Genomic DNA, 16,933 nt, shown 5'->3' with positions numbered 1-16,933 from the left:
ATCTGTCAGGCGTCGAGCATGGTGACCTGCTGGATAGCCTGGCGCTTCTCCACGCTCAGAACCAGACGGGCATCTTCAGCCACTTCATCCAGACCCTCGCCGTAGCATAGCCGGCCGTCTTCATCGGTTGTGAGCACGCCGTTTTTCTGCATATTGGCGATGAAGTTCCGGAACAGGGTCTTGTCGAAGAACTCCGGTGCGTTCAGGCCGAACAGGATCGACATCCTTTCCGCCAGCAAGGTGCTCTGTTCTTCCAGCTCCGCCGCCGTCAGGTTGCCGGAGCCATATTTTCTGAGTATGCCCAGGGTGATGTGATAGCGTTCCAGGGTCTGGATGATGAAGCGGGACAGAATCCGCGACCGCAGCATCGCTTCGGTACCTTCTTCGGGCCGTCCCAGCCGCTCATCCTCAAGCCTGATCAGCAGGCCCTGGTCCACCAGCACATCAATCCACTGGTTGATCACCGCGTCTACCTGTTCCTGATCATACTGCAGGAACAGCTCTGACTGCAGGTAGGGATAGGCGACACTGGTGAGGAAAACGATCTTTTCCCGACTCAGGCTGGCCTTGTTCTCGAACAGGCTGGCAATGAGCGCTGGTAGAGCAAACAGATGCTGGATGTTGTTGCGGTAGTAAGTCATCAGGATGGCGTTCGAGCCTTCCAGGGCAATAATGTCGCCCAGTTTCTGGGGCTGACGGGTAATCAGTCCCATGTTCTCGCAATAGGCAATCCAGTCCCGGCCGGTACCTTCCGGCAGGGTAATGGTTTCGGCATAGGGATAGGCGCGCAGCAGGTCGGCATACTTGTCCAGCAAGCGGATCAGCTGGCCCTCGTCCATCGCCAGCCGCTCGGTACCCAGCAGAACGGTGGCCGTCATGCCAATCGGGTTCACGGCCACTGAGGCGTTGATGTTGCTGGCCACACGCTGGGACAGATTATCAACGGCCTGGTTCAGCCAGGACGGGCGATACTCGGCGTCATAGGCTTCGTGGCGCCAGCTTTCGTGAACATCGTCCAGCACCTTGTCCAGGTGGATCGGATCACCGAAGTTGACGGCAACGCGGCCAAACGAGTTGGTCAGTTTGCGAGCGGTCTTGGCGAGACCGAAAATGCTTTCTTTCTGTTTCTTTTTCCCGCGCAGCTCGCCGAGGTAGGAGCGCCCTTCCATGACCTTCTCGTAGCCGATGTACACCGGTACAAAAACGATGGGCTTGCGGTGATCCCGCAGGAAGCTGCGCACGGTCATCGACAGCATGCCCGGGCGTGGCGGCAGCATGCGGCCGGTCCGGGAGCGGCCACCCTCGACGAAATACTCCACCGAGTAGCCCCGGGTGAACATCACATGCATGTACTCGTTGAACACGGTGGCGTAAAGCGGGTTGTCCTTGAAGCTGCGGCGCATGAAAAACGCGCCGCCACGGCGCAGGATTGGCCCCACGATGGGCATGTTCAGGTTGATGCCTGCCGCGATGTGGGGCGGCATCAGGCCGTTTTTGTAGAGCACATAGGACAGCAGCAGGTAATCGATGTGGGATCGGTGGCAGGGTACGTAGACCACAGCGTTGTCCTGTGCCGCTTCCTTGGCTACCCCAATGTTGTGGATGGCAATGCCGTTGTAGATCCGGTTCCAGAGCCAGGCCAATACCAGCTCCAGGAAGCGAATAGTGACAATCGACATGCTCGCGGCGATCTCGTCGGCGTATTTGTATGCTTTGGCGCGGACCTTCTCCGGCGGGATGTCGTCCTTCGCTGCAGTCTCACGGATAGCTTCCTTGACCGCCTGGGTGCGTACCAGCCCCTCCACCAGGGTGCGTCGATGCGACAAATCCGGCCCCAGCACCGCCTGGCGTACACGACGGAAGTGGGTTCGCAGAATTCGCGCCAGCTTGCGGTTGGCCTTCTGTTCGTTGTCGCGATACTCGTCCACCACCTGCCTGAGTGACAGCGGCTGGTTGAACTGCACGTAGGTGTTGCGGCCATGCACAAGAATAATCAGAAATTTCTGCAGGCGGCCCGCGACCGACCAGGTGTCTGAGAGCAGCAGCTTGACCAGGGACTTTTCCTTGTCGGGTGAGCGGCCCCAGAACAGGGATACGGGCACAATCTGGACATCCTGTTCCGGGTGTTCCAGCCCGAAGTGAACCAGATCGGTAAACTCCCGGGTAGGCACCGGCTTGTGCCGGCCGCCCCGGAACAGGCCGCCAATGCGTTTGTAGAGGAAGAAAAACGAATGCGAGGGCCCATTCTTCACCGGCAAGGTGTCGGTGGCGCCGGGCAACCGTGCCCGGATGACTTCCTGCTCCAGCACCAGGCGGCTCGACAGCGAGCTGTACTGAAGCACGTAACAGACGGGCTTGTCCGGGTCCAGCCCGAGGGCTTCCAGGGTATTGCCACTGACATCAGTCCTGACCCATAAAAACAGGATCTTTCGGAAAAGAGACAGGATCAGGCTGCGAATGCCCTGATAAAGTCGCATAAATGTTTACTCCGGTCCTGGAAACAGGCGCCAAGTTTAACGGGTTGGGGCGGTAGCGGAAAGTCGCGCACCAATTCTTGGTGATGAATGTGATGTGGTACATTTCGGAACTGGCATTCAGGTAGCAGGAAAGGCAGGGCATGGCAGACAACAAGGCACAGTGGACACCCGGGTGGAGTGAGGCTTTGCCGAAGCAGGGCGATCTGCTGCTGGCGTTCTCAGGCAACAGTATCCTGAAGCCGGCTGATGGCTGGTTCCTTCGCTGGGGTGGCCCGGAAATGGGTGGAAGCCGACCGGAGGCGCTGTCCCTGGGCACCTGGGAGGGGCGCCCTCTGTATGTCACCATGCTGCCGGACACGGGTGTGCCGGGCATGCAGACTCTATCCCTGCGTGAGGCCATGCTGGTTACGCCCGAGGCGCCGGCGGATCTGCTCAGCACAGGTTATCAGGTCTGGCAGTGGTGGCAGGACCATCGTTACTGCGGCCGCTGTGGAGAGAAAACCGGACCCCATCCCCGCGAACGGGCACGCTGGTGCAACCGGTGCGGCATCCCCTGGTACCCGCGCATTGCCCCTTGCATCATTACCGTCATTCGCCGGGACGACCGCCTCCTGCTGGCAAAATCCGCGCGGGTTACCCGTAACTTCTACAGTCTGATCGCCGGTTTTGTCGAGCCGGGCGAGAATCTGGAGCAGGCGGTAGCCCGGGAGGTGATGGAGGAAACCGGTTTGGCGGTGACCAATATCCGCTACCAGGGCTCGCAGCCCTGGCCATTTCCTCATCAGTTGATGCTGGGCTTCTTTGCCGACTACGAGAGCGGCGAATTGCGGTTGCAGGAAGACGAACTGGCGCATGCTGGCTGGTTTACGGTGGATGAACATCCTCCGGTTCCGCCAGAAACCACCATAGCAGGGCGATTGATCAATGCCCTGAAAGCAGAGATTGCTGCCGGTAATGGTGGTAGCCACCATGACTGACCGTCGCCCGAGGGTGCTGGTGTTTGATTCCGGGGTCGGTGGCCTGAGTGTCGCCGCCTGTATTCACCAGACGTTGCCCGGTGTGGAGCTGGTTTACCTGGCAGATAATGCCGGCTTTCCCTATGGCGACAAGCCCGAACAGGTGGTGATCGAGCGCTGTTGCGCGCTTATACGGCAATGTCTGGCTGAGTTTCCGTGCGATGTGGTGGTGGTGGCCTGTAATACCGCCAGTACCGTTGTCTTGCCCGAGCTCAGGGCCACTATTGCTGTGCCGGTGGTCGGGGTGGTGCCGGCGGTCAAACCGGCGGCGGCCTGCTCCACCAATCGCCGCATTGGCCTTTTGGCGACACCGGCGACCGTCAAACGCCCGTATCTGGATGATCTGATTCAGGAGTTTGCCCGGGATTGCGAGGTGGTCCGCCTTGGTCATCCGGCCCTGGTGCGCTGGGCAGAGGAATTGGTCGGCGGCTCTGCGCCGGATCAGGTGGAGGTGGATGAGGCCATGGCGCCGCTGCGGGATGCCGGTGTCGACACGGTGGTTCTGGGTTGCACCCATTACCCGTTACTGTTGCCCTGGTTGCGCAAGGCGTTACCGGAGGTGATGCACTGGGTGGAGTCTGGCGAGGCGATTGCCCGCCGCGTGGCCTGGTGGCTCGATCAGGCGGGGCAGTTGGCCGGTGCGCAGACGCCACCGGACCACTCCGGGCCGGTGGTGATCAGTGCCTGCTTTTCCGGTGATGCGCCGGAAGACCTGGGCCCGTTCATGTCGGAAATGGGCATCCCGGTGGGGCTGGTGGCCGGCCACTGGCCCGGCGTTACAGTAACCGGGTCAGTTTGAACATGGCGAGGAATTCCAGAGCCGGAATAGCCCGCTTGTGGCAGCAGTAGGTCTTGAAGCCATCGCCGCGGAAGCGTGATTTGGTGAACTCCAGCCCCTTGAAGTTATACAGGAAGTTTCCTTTCTCATAGATGCCGTGGAGCATCTTCTTGAGCAGCCGGCTTTCCTGGTGCTCCGTGGCTTTGTCCAGGGACAGAGGTATCAGGCCCAGGTCCAGAAACGGCACACCCTCGGCCTTGAATACGTCCATGGCGTGGGCCATCAGGGTATAGAAAATGCCCTGCCGGAAATCCGCGTTGGCCCGGGAGATGTTGGGCACATAACTGATGATTTCGTTGTTGCGATAGATCGGGTCGAAGTAGATAAAGCCGACGGCTTTGCCATCCTGATAGGCGTAGAAATGCCGTTCGTTTTCCCGATAATCCATTTCCATCGGGCGAATCAGGAAACGGATTTCGTTGCTCTTGCATTTTCGGGTGCGAATCCAGGCTTCCGAGATTTCCCGCGTGTGGTCATCACTGAAGCGCTCTTTCACGGTGATCCCGTTCTTTTCGGCCTGGTTCAGGGCGGTTCTCAGAATCTGCTTTTTCTTGCCGCTGAGGGACCATTTGCGCAGATCGATGCGGGATTCGCTGCCAAACTGGGTGCCGTAGAGCCCGAAGCGTAAATGCAGGAAATCCACCACCGGTTTGGAGACCTGGATGTAGCAGGCATTCGGGAACTTCTGGTGAAAACGTTCCAGAATCACCGGGAAGTTCTCGGGTGCGCAAACCGGGTCTGACAGCACAAAGGTGCCGCCCCATTTGCGCATGTAGGCCACGTAGCCCATCCCCTCAACATCGAAGTACTGCATGCCCGGCTGCAGAGTCGAGAAGGATTGTGAGTGCACGCCGAACTGCTTGAGGTAGTTCACCCGCTCTGAAAACGTAAACTGTCCGTCGGTGAGTCCGTGGGTACGGTCCAGTGCAAGAATCTGGTCTGACATGATGACGCTCCCGATAACCTGTTGTTATTTTTGGTGTCAGGGGTTCAGGCCTGTTTTCGGCCGAGGATGGACCAGTAGCAGTCCATGTTCAGAAGCTTGAAGTGCTTCTTCTCGGTTACCTGCAGGCCCAGGCGCTGCATGTGCTCGGGGTAGTTGTAGATCTTGTGGAAGGCGTTGTTGGCAAACAGCCAGAAAATGAACACCGCCATGTACCAGTAGAGTTTCTTGAACATGCGGGACAGGATGTTGCCCGTCGGGTAGCAGAAGTCTCCGACAACCACTCTGGCATCGGCCTTGCCCAGGCGAATCAGGTGCTCCAACACTTTAACCATCATGTCTTCGTCAAACACGTTGAGGAAGAAGTTGGCGACCACCATGTCGTACTGCTCGAACTCATCCACCTTCATGATGTCGCTGTGGATGCGGCGAATGGTCAGATGAGGCGCTTCCTTATGTTGGGCATCGGCGAATTTGCGCAGCATGGTCTCGGACAGATCGACCACGGTTACCTCGGCGCCCAGCTCTGCGGCCCGGATAGCGTCCCGGCCGTGGCCGACACCGGCAAAGAGAATGCGGTCGCCGGGTTTTACCGTTTCCACATCCAGCATGGCGGTCTTGCAGCGATGGATGTTCTTGCCACTGTAGAGGTTGCTGAGAAAATCGTAGACGGGGCCAATATACTTGTACTTGTCGCGCATGATGACTGCTGCCTTCTTCTTGTTCCCTGGTTATCCGCCACCGTTATTGTGATTGTTGCTCCGACAGCCTGTCGGACATTCCGGTGATCGGTTACTGATAAACCGAGCTTAGAGAAGGGGTGGGTTGAAAGATGTGCAGTACTGCGCATTTCCGGATACACAAAGTAACGTTAGGATACACTTTGCAAACCGGGTCAATGTTTCGAATCAGAGTGTCAGACAATCAATAATCGTTTTAGCCGGTATGTGCGAAGGCCAGCCCATCTTTGGCCAGCAACCGGGTGATGTCGGCGGCGGGCCGGGCCGGGCCATAGAAGAAGCCCTGAACCTGGTGGCAGCCGAGGCTTTTCAGGTAGGCGAGCTGGTCGTCGGTTTCCACACCTTCGGCCACAATCTCAAGTTTCAGGCCGTGAGCCATGGCGACAATGGCGTTGACGATGCAGGCTCCGTCTTCCCCGCTGCGTATGGCTTTAACAAAGGACTGATCCACTTTCAGAGTGTGAATCGGCAGGCGGTGCAGGTAATTGAGCGAGGAATAGCCGGTACCGAAATCGTCAATGGCGATCCGTACGCCGGTGGCGGCCAATTCCTTGAGCTTGCGGCTGATCTGCTCGAGATCATTCATGATCACGTTTTCTGTGATCTCGATTTCCAGGTTATCGGCGGGGAAGTTGTGGGCGGCCACCCGGTTCATCAGGGTTTCGACGAATCTGGGGTGCTCCACCTGGCTGGGGGAGAGGTTAACCGCCAGGCGCAGGTCGGAATGTCCACTGCTGATCCAGCGGCCCACGTCGCGGCAGGCCTGATCGATAACCTGTTCACTGAGTTTGCCAACCAGCCGGGTTTCTTCTGCCAGGGGCAGGAAATCCCCGGGGTAGAGCAGTCCCCGTTCCGGGTGCTGCCAGCGCACCAGGGCCTCCAGGCCCACCACCCGGTTCGAACGGGAGCATACCTGAGGCTGGTAAAACACCCGGAGCTCGTTGCGTTCCAGTGCCAGGCGAAGATCCCGCTCCAGGCTCAGCCGGTTGGCGGTGTTGAGGCTCATGCTGTCGGAATAGAAGCGATAGCCATCCTTACCCCGCGCTTTCACGTGGTACATGGCAATATCGGCGTTCTGTATCAGCAGATCCATGGTCTCGCCGGCTTCCGGGAACACTGAAATCCCGATGCTGACCCCCACAAAGACCTCGTGGTCCCCCAGTTGGAACGGCGCTTTCAGAGCGTGGATCAGTTTACGGGCAATGTTCCTTGCGTCGTCATGGCCGTGAATGCTCGGCAATAACAGGGTGAATTCATCGCCCCCGAATCGGGACAAGGTGTCTCCGCGGCGCAGGCACTTTTCCAGTCGATGCGTGACCGCCTGCAACAGGCGATCTCCCATGGCGTGTCCGAGCGTGTCGTTAACCACCTTGAAGCGGTCCAGGTCCAGAAACATCACGGCCAGTTTCTGCTGGCTGCGCCGCGCGTGGGTGATGGCCAGTTCAAGCCGGTCTTTGAACAGAGCCCGGTTCGGCAGCCGGGTCAGCAGGTCGTGGTAAGCCTGGAAATTGATGAAGGCCTCGGCCTCCTTACGCTCGGTGACATCGCGGGCGATACCATAATACCGCGCAGGCTGACCGGTGCAGCCGCCCTGGGTTTTGCCGGTCTGGGGCCAGGTTTGCGGGTCTACCGGAAAGGCGGTGATCTCGAAATGCCGGGTGGCCTTGCGGCTGCCCCGGGTTTTCAGGCGGACCTCCAGCACCCGGGGATTATCGGCAGAGATATTAGGGCCCTGCAGAGCATAGGTGCCACGGGCCACGTCCCGGTCATCCAGTAGATGGCGGAAATGCTGCCCGCAGAGCTCTGAGGGCTGATAGCCGAGCAGGCTTTCGACCTTGTTGTTGATGAAGCAGATATGCCCGGTTTCATCGAGCATAAACACGATGTCCGGCGAGCTGTTGACGATATAGCGGTGCAGGGCCTCGGATTTCTCCAGCCGGGACTGAACCATCTCATGGGCACGAATAAGCGACTGCTTGCCCAGAACCCCTTCCACAGTCGCCAGCAATTCTTCCGGGTCAAAGGGTTTACGGATGTAATCCAGTGCGCCTCGGCGCAGGGCCCGACTGACGGTGCTGAAAGACGACTCTCCGCTGACCACAACGACACCGCAATCCGGCTGCAGCCGGCCGGTTTCTGCCATTACCTGGAAACCGTCCAACTCTGGCATGTTCAAATCCAGCAGGGCCAGATCAAAGGCTTGCCGGTGAAGTTGTTCACAGGCCTGTCGCCCACCGTGGGCTTCTGACACCTCAAAACCCCGGCTCCGGAGGAGGTCGGCCAGGGTTTTGAGCAGGCGTGGCTCGTCGTCTGCCACCAGGATACTGGGGCGTCGTGAAAGGCTGGAGGACTCTGTGGTCTGTTCGCTTGCCATGGCTGTGTGTCCGTGGTTTCGTCGTCAGTCGGTGTCGTTATCGTTATGACTTGCCGCCGGCAGCAGTATCCGGAAGGCCGTGCCCTCCTGGCCGGTGTGGCAAGCAATGATGCCCTCCATGTCATCAATCAGTTGTTTAACAATGCTCAGCCCCAGGCCGCTATGGCCATCTCCCTTGGTGCTGTTGACCGGTTCAAACAGTCGGCGTTGCAATGGCTCCGGAATGCCGGGACCGTTATCGGTGACCTGCAACTCAACCCAGCGTCGCCGGTTCTGAAACAGGGGTGCCGTGGTTTTCAGCGTGACGGTTCCGGGCCGCTCTCCAAAGCCCTCAACTGCGTTTCTGACCAGATTAAGGACGATCTGGCGGACCGCAGAGGGGGCTGCCTGTACTTGAGTGTCCGCTTTGCAGAGGTGCAGGTGAAGCTCCCGGTGATCGTCATGGAACAGGCTATCCCGAAGGATTCTGCCCAGACCGGTCAGTTCTTCGTTCAGATCGGTGTCGGAGCCTGTTGCTTCGGCCGCGTGCTGGCTGATCTGCAACAACAGGTTGCCGGCACGCTCTAGTTCTTCCTGAATGATATTCAGCTCATCCTGAACATCTGGATCCTCGAGCCTGCTGCGCAGCTGGAACAGGTACTGGCGGATAATGGTGAGCGGGTTACTGACCTCATGTACCTGTCGGCGCAGACGGTCGTTCACCATTTGCTGGTCCGAGCCAAGGCGATCGGCAGATGACAGCTTGAGAACCGCCGAGAGTTCCCGGGTGAACAACTCTCCGAGGTTGCGCGCACCCGCCACTGTCTGGTCGTCAATGCCAATCACGAACACACTGTCCCCGGTGGCAACGGGGAGCGCCAGCAGTGAGGGTGCGGCCAGCAGGGAGCACAGCTGTTGATCAAGCACGGTGGGTTCGGCCTGATCCATGGTTGTGGTGGTGCCGGTTCTCAGAGCAGTGGTTAGCGCACTGTCGCCGTAGGCTGGATTAACAGACATCTCGGGCAGTTGCCGGCAGGTGCCTGAACGCAGCGTAAGATCCTCACCCTCCCGGCTGAAGCAGAGCACGGGCAGACCGGTGATCAGTGCCAGGCTGCTGGCGGCTTCCGACACCAGTGTGGAGAGGTTTTCCGGGCCAGAGGCTGGCAACGCCAGCGCGGTTCGCACCATGGTGTGTTCCAGCAGCCGCTGGTTCAGCTGACGTCTGGCCTCGCGGGCATCGTAGTCAGTATCCAGAGGGATACCTAGGGATGCGGCCACGCTGGCAACCTCTTCGCCGATCTTCTTGTTGATCTCACGGGTCAGATCTTCCTGCAATCCGAAGATGGTGGCCGCTGCCCCTACGCCTACGGCATCAGACAGAGCGAGCCGGGTAGAGAGACTGACCACCTTGACCAGGTGCCCGGCATCCCTCAGTTGTCCTGGCAGGGCCTGTTGATAGCGCATGGCATCGACAGCCATTGTGCCCAGCCCCCAGGAGGACACAAGCCCGGCGGCGATGTCGTTCTGCTGGTTCAGTATCTGTTGCTTGCGTTCGGGGCAAGGTGTTTTGATCGCAATGAGCTCGCCAATGTTATGCATCATCCCCAGAAGAAAGGCTTCTTCCGGTTCCGGGTAGCGGGTCAGCGTAGCCAGCGTCTTGGCCGTCAGTGCGGTGGTCAGGGAGTGCCGCCAGAAGTCCCTCAGTTGTTGCCACTCGTCGCCTCCAAGTTCAAACATCAGCTGTCGCAGCGCGGACGTCAGTAGCAGCGTCTGGAATTTTCGGGTCCCCAGTCTCAACAAGGCCTGTTCAACAGAATGGCTGGGAGCTCCCCGATGGTATAGCGCGGAACTGGTGAGGGCGAGTAACCGGGTAACGAGGGCGGTGTCGGCAGAAACGATACGACTGATTTCGCGATAGCTTTGACCGGAATGGCAGGCGTCCAGAGCGCGCAGGATAACCTCCGGAAGGCTCGGCAGCTGTAGATCTGACGCAATATCCGTCGCTGTAGTCATGGCACGCCCCTTTGGTCCTGCGCGGTCCGCTAATGGCCGTGCGCAAGCTTCCCTGTTCTGTATTGAAATAATATGACAGGGTGTTCATTCTTCTTGTTGGTCCCTGAGCTTAGACAATAATCCGTCACTATTAAATACTTATTGGTGCTTTTTTAAGCAATCTATCATCCGGTCTGTGATATGTGTACCCTTTTTACAGGTTAAAATGTCGCTTATAGTGACAAGTTTAAGCGTCCAGGCTGTTTTTCATGGAAGTCCCCAAGCAGACACAAAGCCAGAACCCAGCGCAAAAATCGCGCCAGACCCGAACCATCGCCATTACGGGCGGAAAGGGCGGTGTTGGCAAGACCACGGTGGCGCTGAACCTGGCCATTGCCCTGTCCGAGCAGGGTCAGAAGGTGCTTCTGCTGGATGGCGATACCGACCTTGCTAACGTCAGCATTATGGTAGGTGCCTACCCTCAGCGCACGCTTGCCGATGTGGTGGCGGGGCGATGCGCCATGCAGGATATTATCATGACCACATACGGCGGGCTGGATCTGATCCCCGGTGCATCCGGTGTGCAGAGCTGTATGGAGATGTCGGAGCAGGGCGGTCTGGCCGTTCTGCGGGCCCTGCATGAGCTTGAGAACCGCTACGACACCGTTATTATTGATACGGCGTCGGGTTTACAGTCGGTGGGCTTGCATATGATTGCTGCTGCCGAACTGGCCTGTCTGGTTGTCACGCCTGATCCGGCCTCACTAACCGACGCTTTTTCTCTGATGAAGGTACTCAAACGCCGCGGCTACCGCCGGACTCCGGCAGTGATCGTTAATATGGCGCAGGGGGCCAGTCAGGCGCGCTCTGTGTTTCAGCGTTTTAATGGTGCCTGTCAGCGCCATCTGCAATGGTCGCTGCATTATCTGGGCGGGCTATGGCGTGATGAAACTCTGCGTCAGTCAGTGCTGGACCAGATGCCGGTGACGGTGCTGCCGGCTTCGGACCCCTCCTGTCGGCAGTTTCACTCCCTGGCGGAGATGCTGAACGTTCATGTTGGCCGACTGCCCCCAAGAAAGGCGGGGATCGCCGCTTATTGGTACCGGGCCGCCAAACGCGCCACTGAGGCGGACGCAGGTAATGGTCAGAACAGCGGGGCGGATAAAAGCCGCCGGCAGCATTGTCTGGATCTGATCGCGCAATTAGAAAAGGCCATGATATCGGTACCCGACGATGTCATGCTCAGATATGAAGCATTTACCCGGCTGTTTGCACTGTTGGGGCGCAGTCCCGATGCCGACACGGTGGAGATCATTCAGACCAGTCTCGCCGCCATGAACTGGGATAAGCTGCCGACTCGCGATCGCGCCAGTCTTGCTCGTCATTTGCGGCATTTGTCAGATGAGTTGGCACCACTGCCGAGTGACCAGGCCCCCTCTCAGGCGGTTCATCACAGCCTGGAGGGCCCTCTGTATGATCGGGTCAGTTTCGGTGAGCAGGAGCAACTGGTACGCGCCCTGCGGGAAAAACCGGCCAATGTCTCACTGGACGACCTGCTGCGGGCGCTGGCGGGCAAAGACCGAACGGGCTCATGAGGCAGCCGTTTCCGGGTCGATCCATGTGCCTTTTTAATTGTCATTTTATTAGCGTTTTTTGTGTCGTAATTTTGCAGTCTGTCACCGTGCTGTCACGTTCATTGTGTGAGAATTGACCGATATCGTGGCTCGTGGCCCGCAATATGCAGGCACTCTGACAGGCGGTTGCAACAGGGAATCAGTGACGACGGGGAAAGGGATGTGCCCCGCCCGCACAGTACTGGCCGGCGTCAGATCGGCATTAGTGATCTCAGAGAAGGAGTTCTATCATGGCAATACAGCAGGTACATCACGCTGACACTTCATCATCAAAGGTGCTCGGGCAGCTCCGCGGCAAGCGGGTTCTGATCACCGGTACCACCGGCTTTCTGGGCAAGGTGGTCCTCGAAAAGCTGATTCGGGCGGTGCCTGATATCGGCGCTATTTACCTGCTGATCCGGGGCAATAAACGGCACCCGGATGCTCGTTCCCGTTTCCTTGAAGAAATTGCCACGTCCTCGGTGTTTGACCGTCTTCGCGAGGCCGATTCAGAGGCATTTGACGCCTTTCTGGAAGAGCGCATTCACTGCGTGACCGGTGAGGTGACCGAAGCGGGTTTCGGGATAGGGCAGGAAGACTATCGCAATCTCGCCACCGAACTGGATGCGGTGATCAACTCCGCTGCAAGCGTGAATTTCCGTGAAGAGCTCGACAAGGCGCTGGCCATCAACACCCTGTGCCTTCGGAATATTGCCGGCCTGGTGGATTTGAATCCGAAGCTTGCGGTCCTGCAGGTCTCCACCTGCTATGTCAATGGCATGAACTCGGGGCAGGTAACCGAATCGGTGATCAAGCCGGCAGGCGAGGCCGTGCCGCGTTCCCCGGACGGCTTCTATGAGATAGAAGAGCTCGTTCGCCTGCTTCAGGATAAAATTGAAGACGTTCAGGCCCGTTATTCCGGCAAAGTGCTGGAGAAGAAGCTGGTGGACCTGGGAATTCGGGAAGCCAACCGCTATGGCTGGAGCGATACCTACACCTTTACCAAGTGGCTGGGCGAACAGTTGCTGATGAAGGCGTTAAACGGGCGCACCCTGACCATTCTGCGTCCTTCGATTATCGAAAGTGCCCTGGAGGAGCCGGCGGCCGGCTGGATTGAGGGGGTGAAGGTGGCAGATGCCATCATCCTGGCTTACGCACGGGAAAAAGTGACCCTGTTCCCGGGCAAACGCTCCGGTATCATCGATGTGATTCCAGTGGACCTGGTGGCCAACTCCATCATCCTTTCCCTGGCGGAAGCTCTTGGAGAACCCGGTCGGCGACGCATCTATCAATGTTGCAGCGGGGGCGGCAATCCAATCTCCCTGGGTGAGTTCATCGACCATCTCATGGCGGAATCAAAAGCCAATTACGCTGCCTACGATCACCTGTTCTACCGGCAGCCCAGCAAGCCGTTTCTGGCGGTTAACCGGGCGCTGTTTGATTTGGTGATCAGTGGTGTTCGCTTACCGCTCTCCCTGACGGATCGTGTGCTCAAATTACTGGGAAATTCCCGGGACCTGAAAATGCTCAGGAACCTGGATACCACCCAGTCGCTGGCAACCATTTTTGGTTTCTACACCGCGCCGGATTATATCTTCCGCAACGATGAGCTGATGGCGCTGGCGAACCGGATGGGTGAGGTCGATAAAGGGCTGTTCCCGGTGGATGCCCGCCTCATTGACTGGGAACTCTACCTGCGCAAGATTCACCTGGCCGGGCTCAATCGCTATGCCCTGAAAGAACGAAAGGTGTACAGCCTGAAAACCGCGCGCCAGCGTAAAAAAGCAGCCTGAAAATCTTCTCCGGGGCAGGAAAGCGTTTCTGCCCCGGATTCTTCCTTCTGTTTTGGCCATTTCCTGCGGGCCAACTATCCTTAAGAGTGTTACCTGGTAGTGGCCCGTCCCTGCCCTTATCGCTGCATTTCTGAGCAGGTTGCCCCTAATTGCCGGGCATCTTAGGACGTTAGTCTAATTCATTGTGCGGTGGCACACATGTTGAACTACAGGCATCTGTCTTGCGGGCGAAAAACGCCCGACCACCCTGAATTTAAAAACCGACAATGACAACAGACTCAGATCAAGGGGGAGCACAATGACTGACAAGCAGGTATATCCGGTAAGTCCGGAGGTCGCCGAGCGCGCACTGGTCAGCAAATCGCAATATGAGGAAATGTATCGCCAGTCCGTAGAGGACCCGAATACCTTCTGGGGCGAGCATGGCAAGCGTATTGACTGGATCAAGCCGTTCACCAAGGTCAAGAACAGTACCTACGATTACAATAACTTATCCATCAAATGGTTCGAGGACGGTGTCCTGAACGCCTCGGCCAACTGCCTCGACCGTCACCTGGAACAGCGGGGCGATCAGACCGCGATCATCTTTGAGGGGGACGATCCCTCGGTATCCCGGAATGTCACCTACCGGGAGCTCTACGAAGAGACCTGCAAGTTTGCCAACGTGCTCAAGGATCAGGGCGTCAAGAAGGGTGATGTGGTTACCATCTACATGCCCATGATTGTTGAAACTGCCGTTGCCATGCTGGCCTGCGCACGTATTGGTGCGATCCACTCTGTGGTGTTTGGTGGCTTCTCTCCGGAAGCTCTGGCCGCACGGATTGTGAACGGCAAATCCCGTTTCGTGATTACCGCAGATGAAGGTCTGCGTGGTGGCCGTGCCATCCCGCTGAAGAAGAACGTGGATTCCGCCCTCAAGCATGAGGACGACGCCAAGGTCGACAAGGTGATCGTGGTGTCTCGCACCGGTAACGATCAGGTGCCCTGGACCGAAGGGCGCGACCTGCGTTACGAAGACCTGATGAAGAGCGCCTTGGCCGAATGCCAGCCAGAGCCAATGAATGCGGAAGACCCGCTGTTCATGCTGTACACCTCGGGCTCTACCGGTGCGCCAAAAGGCGTTCTGCACACCACCGGTGGCTACATGGTCTATGCCTCCATGACCCACCAGTACGTGTTTGACTATCACGATGGTGATGTTTACTGGTGTACCGCTGACTTCGGTTGGGTAACCGGCCACAGCTACATTCTCTATGGCCCGCTGGCAAACGGCGCCATCACCCTGCTGTTCGAGGGCGTGCCCAACTATCCGGACAGTTCCCGTATGGGGCAGGTGGTCGACAAGCACAAGGTCAACATCCTGTATACTGCGCCGACCGCTATCCGCGCACTGATGGCGCAGGGTGAGTCCTGCATGGACGGCACCACCCGCGGCAGCCTGAAACTGTTGGGCTCTGTGGGTGAGCCGATCAACCCGGAAGCCTGGGAGTGGTATCACCGCGTTATCGGTAACAGCAAGTGCCCGATCGTAGACACCTGGTGGCAGACCGAGACCGGCGGCATCCTGATTTCTCCGCTGCCTGGCGCGGTGGACCTGAAGCCGGGTTCCGCGACTCTGCCGTTCTTCGGCGTTCAGCCGGCACTGGTGGATAACGAAGGCAACATCCTGGAAGGCAAGACCGAAGGCAACCTGGTGATCCTCGACAGCTGGCCGGGCCAGATGCGCACCATCTACGGTGATCACGAGCGTTTCGTTCAGACTTACTTCAGCACCTACAAGGGTATGTACTTCACCGGTGACGGTGCCCGTCGGGACGAGGACGGTTACTACTGGATTACCGGTCGGGTGGACGACGTTCTGAACGTCTCTGGCCATCGACTGGGCACTGCGGAAGTTGAGAGTGCGCTGGTTGCCCACGACAAGGTGGCTGAAGCTGCGGTGGTGGGTTACCCGCATGACATCAAGGGGCAGGGCATCTACGTGTACGTAACCCTGGTGCAGGGCGAGGAGCCCAGCGACGAGCTCAAGAAAGAGCTGGTACAGTGGGTGCGCAAGGAAATCGGTCCGATTGCCTCGCCGGATGTGATTCAGTGGGCACCTGGACTGCCCAAGACCCGGTCTGGCAAGATTATGCGCAGGATTTTGCGTAAAATTGCCGCTAATGAGCACGATCAGCTTGGAGATACATCCACTCTGGCTGATCCGGGCGTAGTGGATGAGCTGATCAGCAGTCGGGCGTTCAAGTAACGCCTCGCTGCTGGCACTAACTTGTGAGGAATCTGTTGAATGACACAAACAATTATCGTCGCTGATGATCACCCGCTGTTTCGGGCAGCACTGAAACAGGCGGTCAATCAGGCGGTGCCGGATGCCGAGACGGTGGAGGTCGACAGCATCAAGGCGCTGCAGGCGGCGGTAGAGTCGCACCCGGACGCGGACCTGATCCTGCTGGATCTGAACATGCCGGGTGCCCATGGCTTTTCGGGTCTGGTGTTCATGCGAGGCCAGTACCCGGGTTTGCCGGTGGTGGTTGTGTCCGGTTCAGAGGATCTGCAGGTGATGCGCCGTTCGATTGATTACGGTGCTTCCGGCTTTATTCCCAAATCGGCACCTTTGCCGACCATTACCGAGGCGATACAGGCGGTGCTGGAAGGGGATGTCTGGCTGCCGGAGGGAGTCGCCGACAAGATTGAGCGGATGCAGGCTGAGACCACGGATTTCTCTGAGCGTCTGGCGTCGCTGACACCGCAGCAGTTCCGGGTGTTGGGGATGCTGGCTGAGGGGCTTCTGAACAAGCAGATCGCTTACGATCTGGATGTTTCGGAGGCGACGATCAAAGCTCACATCACGGCGGTGTTCCGCAAGCTTGGGGTTCGTAACCGGACTCAGGCGGTGATTGCCATTCAGCAGATGGAGCTGGATCCTTCGGAGCAGTCGCTTTCGGGGAGTTGAGGTTTTAGCTTTTCAGTTTGTTTCAAAACGGGAGCCTTTGGGCTCCCGTTTTTTTTGCCCGCAAGTTTGGTGCTGTGCCACGGGTGAGGAAACCCTCCCTGAGACCGCTACGAGCACCCGCAAGCGGGTCCAGCCAGCAATCATAGATTGCCGTCGTTCTGCTGCGCATGAAGCTTTGCTTCATAATCGCTTGCCTCACCCATGTGCGCTTTGCT

The 16,933-nt window shown here is 58.2% G+C and carries 11 protein-coding genes; 6 read left to right on the top strand and 5 right to left on the bottom strand.

All coding sequences use genetic code 11. The annotated features are described in order from the left end of the window. Nucleotides 1-5 precede the first annotated feature (5 nt). Complete coding sequence (gene plsB / locus JIF53_RS17865) at nt 6-2,477, bottom strand: glycerol-3-phosphate 1-O-acyltransferase PlsB (RefSeq protein ID WP_199453785.1); 2,472 nt, start codon at nt 2,475-2,477, stop codon at nt 6-8. Between the two features lie 140 nt (nt 2,478-2,617). Between plsB and nudC the strand changes: the two genes are divergently transcribed. Both nudC and murI read left to right on the top strand, forming a co-directional pair. Continuing rightward, nucleotides 2,618-3,454 carry an NAD(+) diphosphatase gene (nudC, locus tag JIF53_RS17860; protein ID WP_228285619.1) on the top strand — a complete coding sequence of 279 codons (837 nt, stop codon included), beginning with the start codon at nt 2,618-2,620 and terminating at the stop codon, nt 3,452-3,454. Then, nucleotides 3,447-4,292: a glutamate racemase gene (gene murI / locus JIF53_RS17855; RefSeq protein ID WP_199453778.1), complete on the top strand. Its 846-nt coding sequence runs from the start codon at nt 3,447-3,449 to the stop codon at nt 4,290-4,292. The genes nudC and murI overlap by 8 nt, the downstream gene beginning before the upstream one ends. On the opposite strand, the gene JIF53_RS17850 is transcribed toward murI, so the two are convergent. The 4 genes from JIF53_RS17850 to JIF53_RS17835 all read right to left on the bottom strand — a co-directional run bounded on the left by JIF53_RS17850 (nt 4,270) and on the right by JIF53_RS17835 (nt 10,380). Further along, entirely contained in the window at nt 4,270-5,277 is a 1,008-nt protein-coding gene (locus JIF53_RS17850) for a DUF2156 domain-containing protein (RefSeq protein WP_199453776.1), read from the bottom strand. The two genes, murI and JIF53_RS17850, sit on opposite strands and share 23 nt — an antisense overlap. Before the next feature lie 44 nt (nt 5,278-5,321). Then, nucleotides 5,322-5,975 (bottom strand): class I SAM-dependent methyltransferase, encoded by a 654-nt coding sequence (locus tag JIF53_RS17845; protein WP_011785691.1) that lies wholly within the window; start codon nt 5,973-5,975, stop codon nt 5,322-5,324. A 235-nt stretch (nt 5,976-6,210) separates the two neighbouring features. Then, a complete protein-coding gene (locus tag JIF53_RS17840; protein ID WP_199453774.1) occupies nt 6,211-8,388 on the bottom strand; it encodes a putative bifunctional diguanylate cyclase/phosphodiesterase in 2,178 nt (725 codons plus the stop codon). A gap of 24 nt (nt 8,389-8,412) precedes the next feature. Beyond that, a complete protein-coding gene (locus tag JIF53_RS17835; RefSeq protein WP_199453772.1) occupies nt 8,413-10,380 on the bottom strand; it encodes an HDOD domain-containing protein in 1,968 nt (655 codons plus the stop codon). 248 nt (nt 10,381-10,628) lie between these two features. Here JIF53_RS17835 and JIF53_RS17830 point away from each other — a divergent pair, with 248 nt between their 5' ends. From JIF53_RS17830 to JIF53_RS17815, 4 genes are all read left to right on the top strand, one after another. Next, a complete protein-coding gene (locus JIF53_RS17830; protein WP_183581128.1) occupies nt 10,629-11,954 on the top strand; it encodes a MinD/ParA family ATP-binding protein in 1,326 nt (441 codons plus the stop codon). Between the two features lie 269 nt (nt 11,955-12,223). Continuing rightward, nucleotides 12,224-13,765: a fatty acyl-CoA reductase gene (locus JIF53_RS17825; protein ID WP_199453770.1), complete on the top strand. Its 1,542-nt coding sequence runs from the start codon at nt 12,224-12,226 to the stop codon at nt 13,763-13,765. 298 nt (nt 13,766-14,063) lie between these two features. Further along, the gene (gene acs / locus JIF53_RS17820; protein WP_199453768.1) at nt 14,064-16,013 is read left to right on the top strand and encodes an acetate--CoA ligase; all 1,950 of its coding nucleotides are present in this window, start codon (nt 14,064-14,066) and stop codon (nt 16,011-16,013) included. Nucleotides 16,014-16,052: 39 nt separating this feature from the next. After that, on the top strand, nt 16,053-16,718 hold the full coding sequence (locus tag JIF53_RS17815) for a response regulator (RefSeq protein ID WP_011785685.1): 666 nt from the start codon (nt 16,053-16,055) through the stop codon (nt 16,716-16,718). Nucleotides 16,719-16,933 lie beyond the last annotated feature (215 nt).

This window comes from Marinobacter sp. bablab_jr008 (assembly GCF_016464145.1).
GTDB classification, from domain to species: domain Bacteria; phylum Pseudomonadota; class Gammaproteobacteria; order Pseudomonadales; family Oleiphilaceae; genus Marinobacter; species Marinobacter nauticus.
This window is presented reverse-complemented; position numbering and strand designations above follow the sequence as displayed.

What these genes read in the sequence shown, in the direction of transcription:
- plsB (WP_199453785.1), bottom strand. Translation starts at nt 2,477, where the DNA reads ATGCGACTTTATCAGGGCATTCGCAGCCTGATCCTGTCTCTTTTCCGA.
- nudC (WP_228285619.1), top strand. Translation starts at nt 2,618, where the DNA reads ATGGCAGACAACAAGGCACAGTGGACACCCGGGTGGAGTGAGGCTTTG.
- murI (WP_199453778.1), top strand. Translation starts at nt 3,447, where the DNA reads ATGACTGACCGTCGCCCGAGGGTGCTGGTGTTTGATTCCGGGGTCGGT.
- JIF53_RS17850 (WP_199453776.1), bottom strand. Translation starts at nt 5,277, where the DNA reads ATGTCAGACCAGATTCTTGCACTGGACCGTACCCACGGACTCACCGAC.
- JIF53_RS17845 (WP_011785691.1), bottom strand. Translation starts at nt 5,975, where the DNA reads ATGCGCGACAAGTACAAGTATATTGGCCCCGTCTACGATTTTCTCAGC.
- JIF53_RS17840 (WP_199453774.1), bottom strand. Translation starts at nt 8,388, where the DNA reads ATGGCAAGCGAACAGACCACAGAGTCCTCCAGCCTTTCACGACGCCCC.
- JIF53_RS17835 (WP_199453772.1), bottom strand. Translation starts at nt 10,380, where the DNA reads ATGACTACAGCGACGGATATTGCGTCAGATCTACAGCTGCCGAGCCTT.
- JIF53_RS17830 (WP_183581128.1), top strand. Translation starts at nt 10,629, where the DNA reads ATGGAAGTCCCCAAGCAGACACAAAGCCAGAACCCAGCGCAAAAATCG.
- JIF53_RS17825 (WP_199453770.1), top strand. Translation starts at nt 12,224, where the DNA reads ATGGCAATACAGCAGGTACATCACGCTGACACTTCATCATCAAAGGTG.
- acs (WP_199453768.1), top strand. Translation starts at nt 14,064, where the DNA reads ATGACTGACAAGCAGGTATATCCGGTAAGTCCGGAGGTCGCCGAGCGC.
- JIF53_RS17815 (WP_011785685.1), top strand. Translation starts at nt 16,053, where the DNA reads ATGACACAAACAATTATCGTCGCTGATGATCACCCGCTGTTTCGGGCA.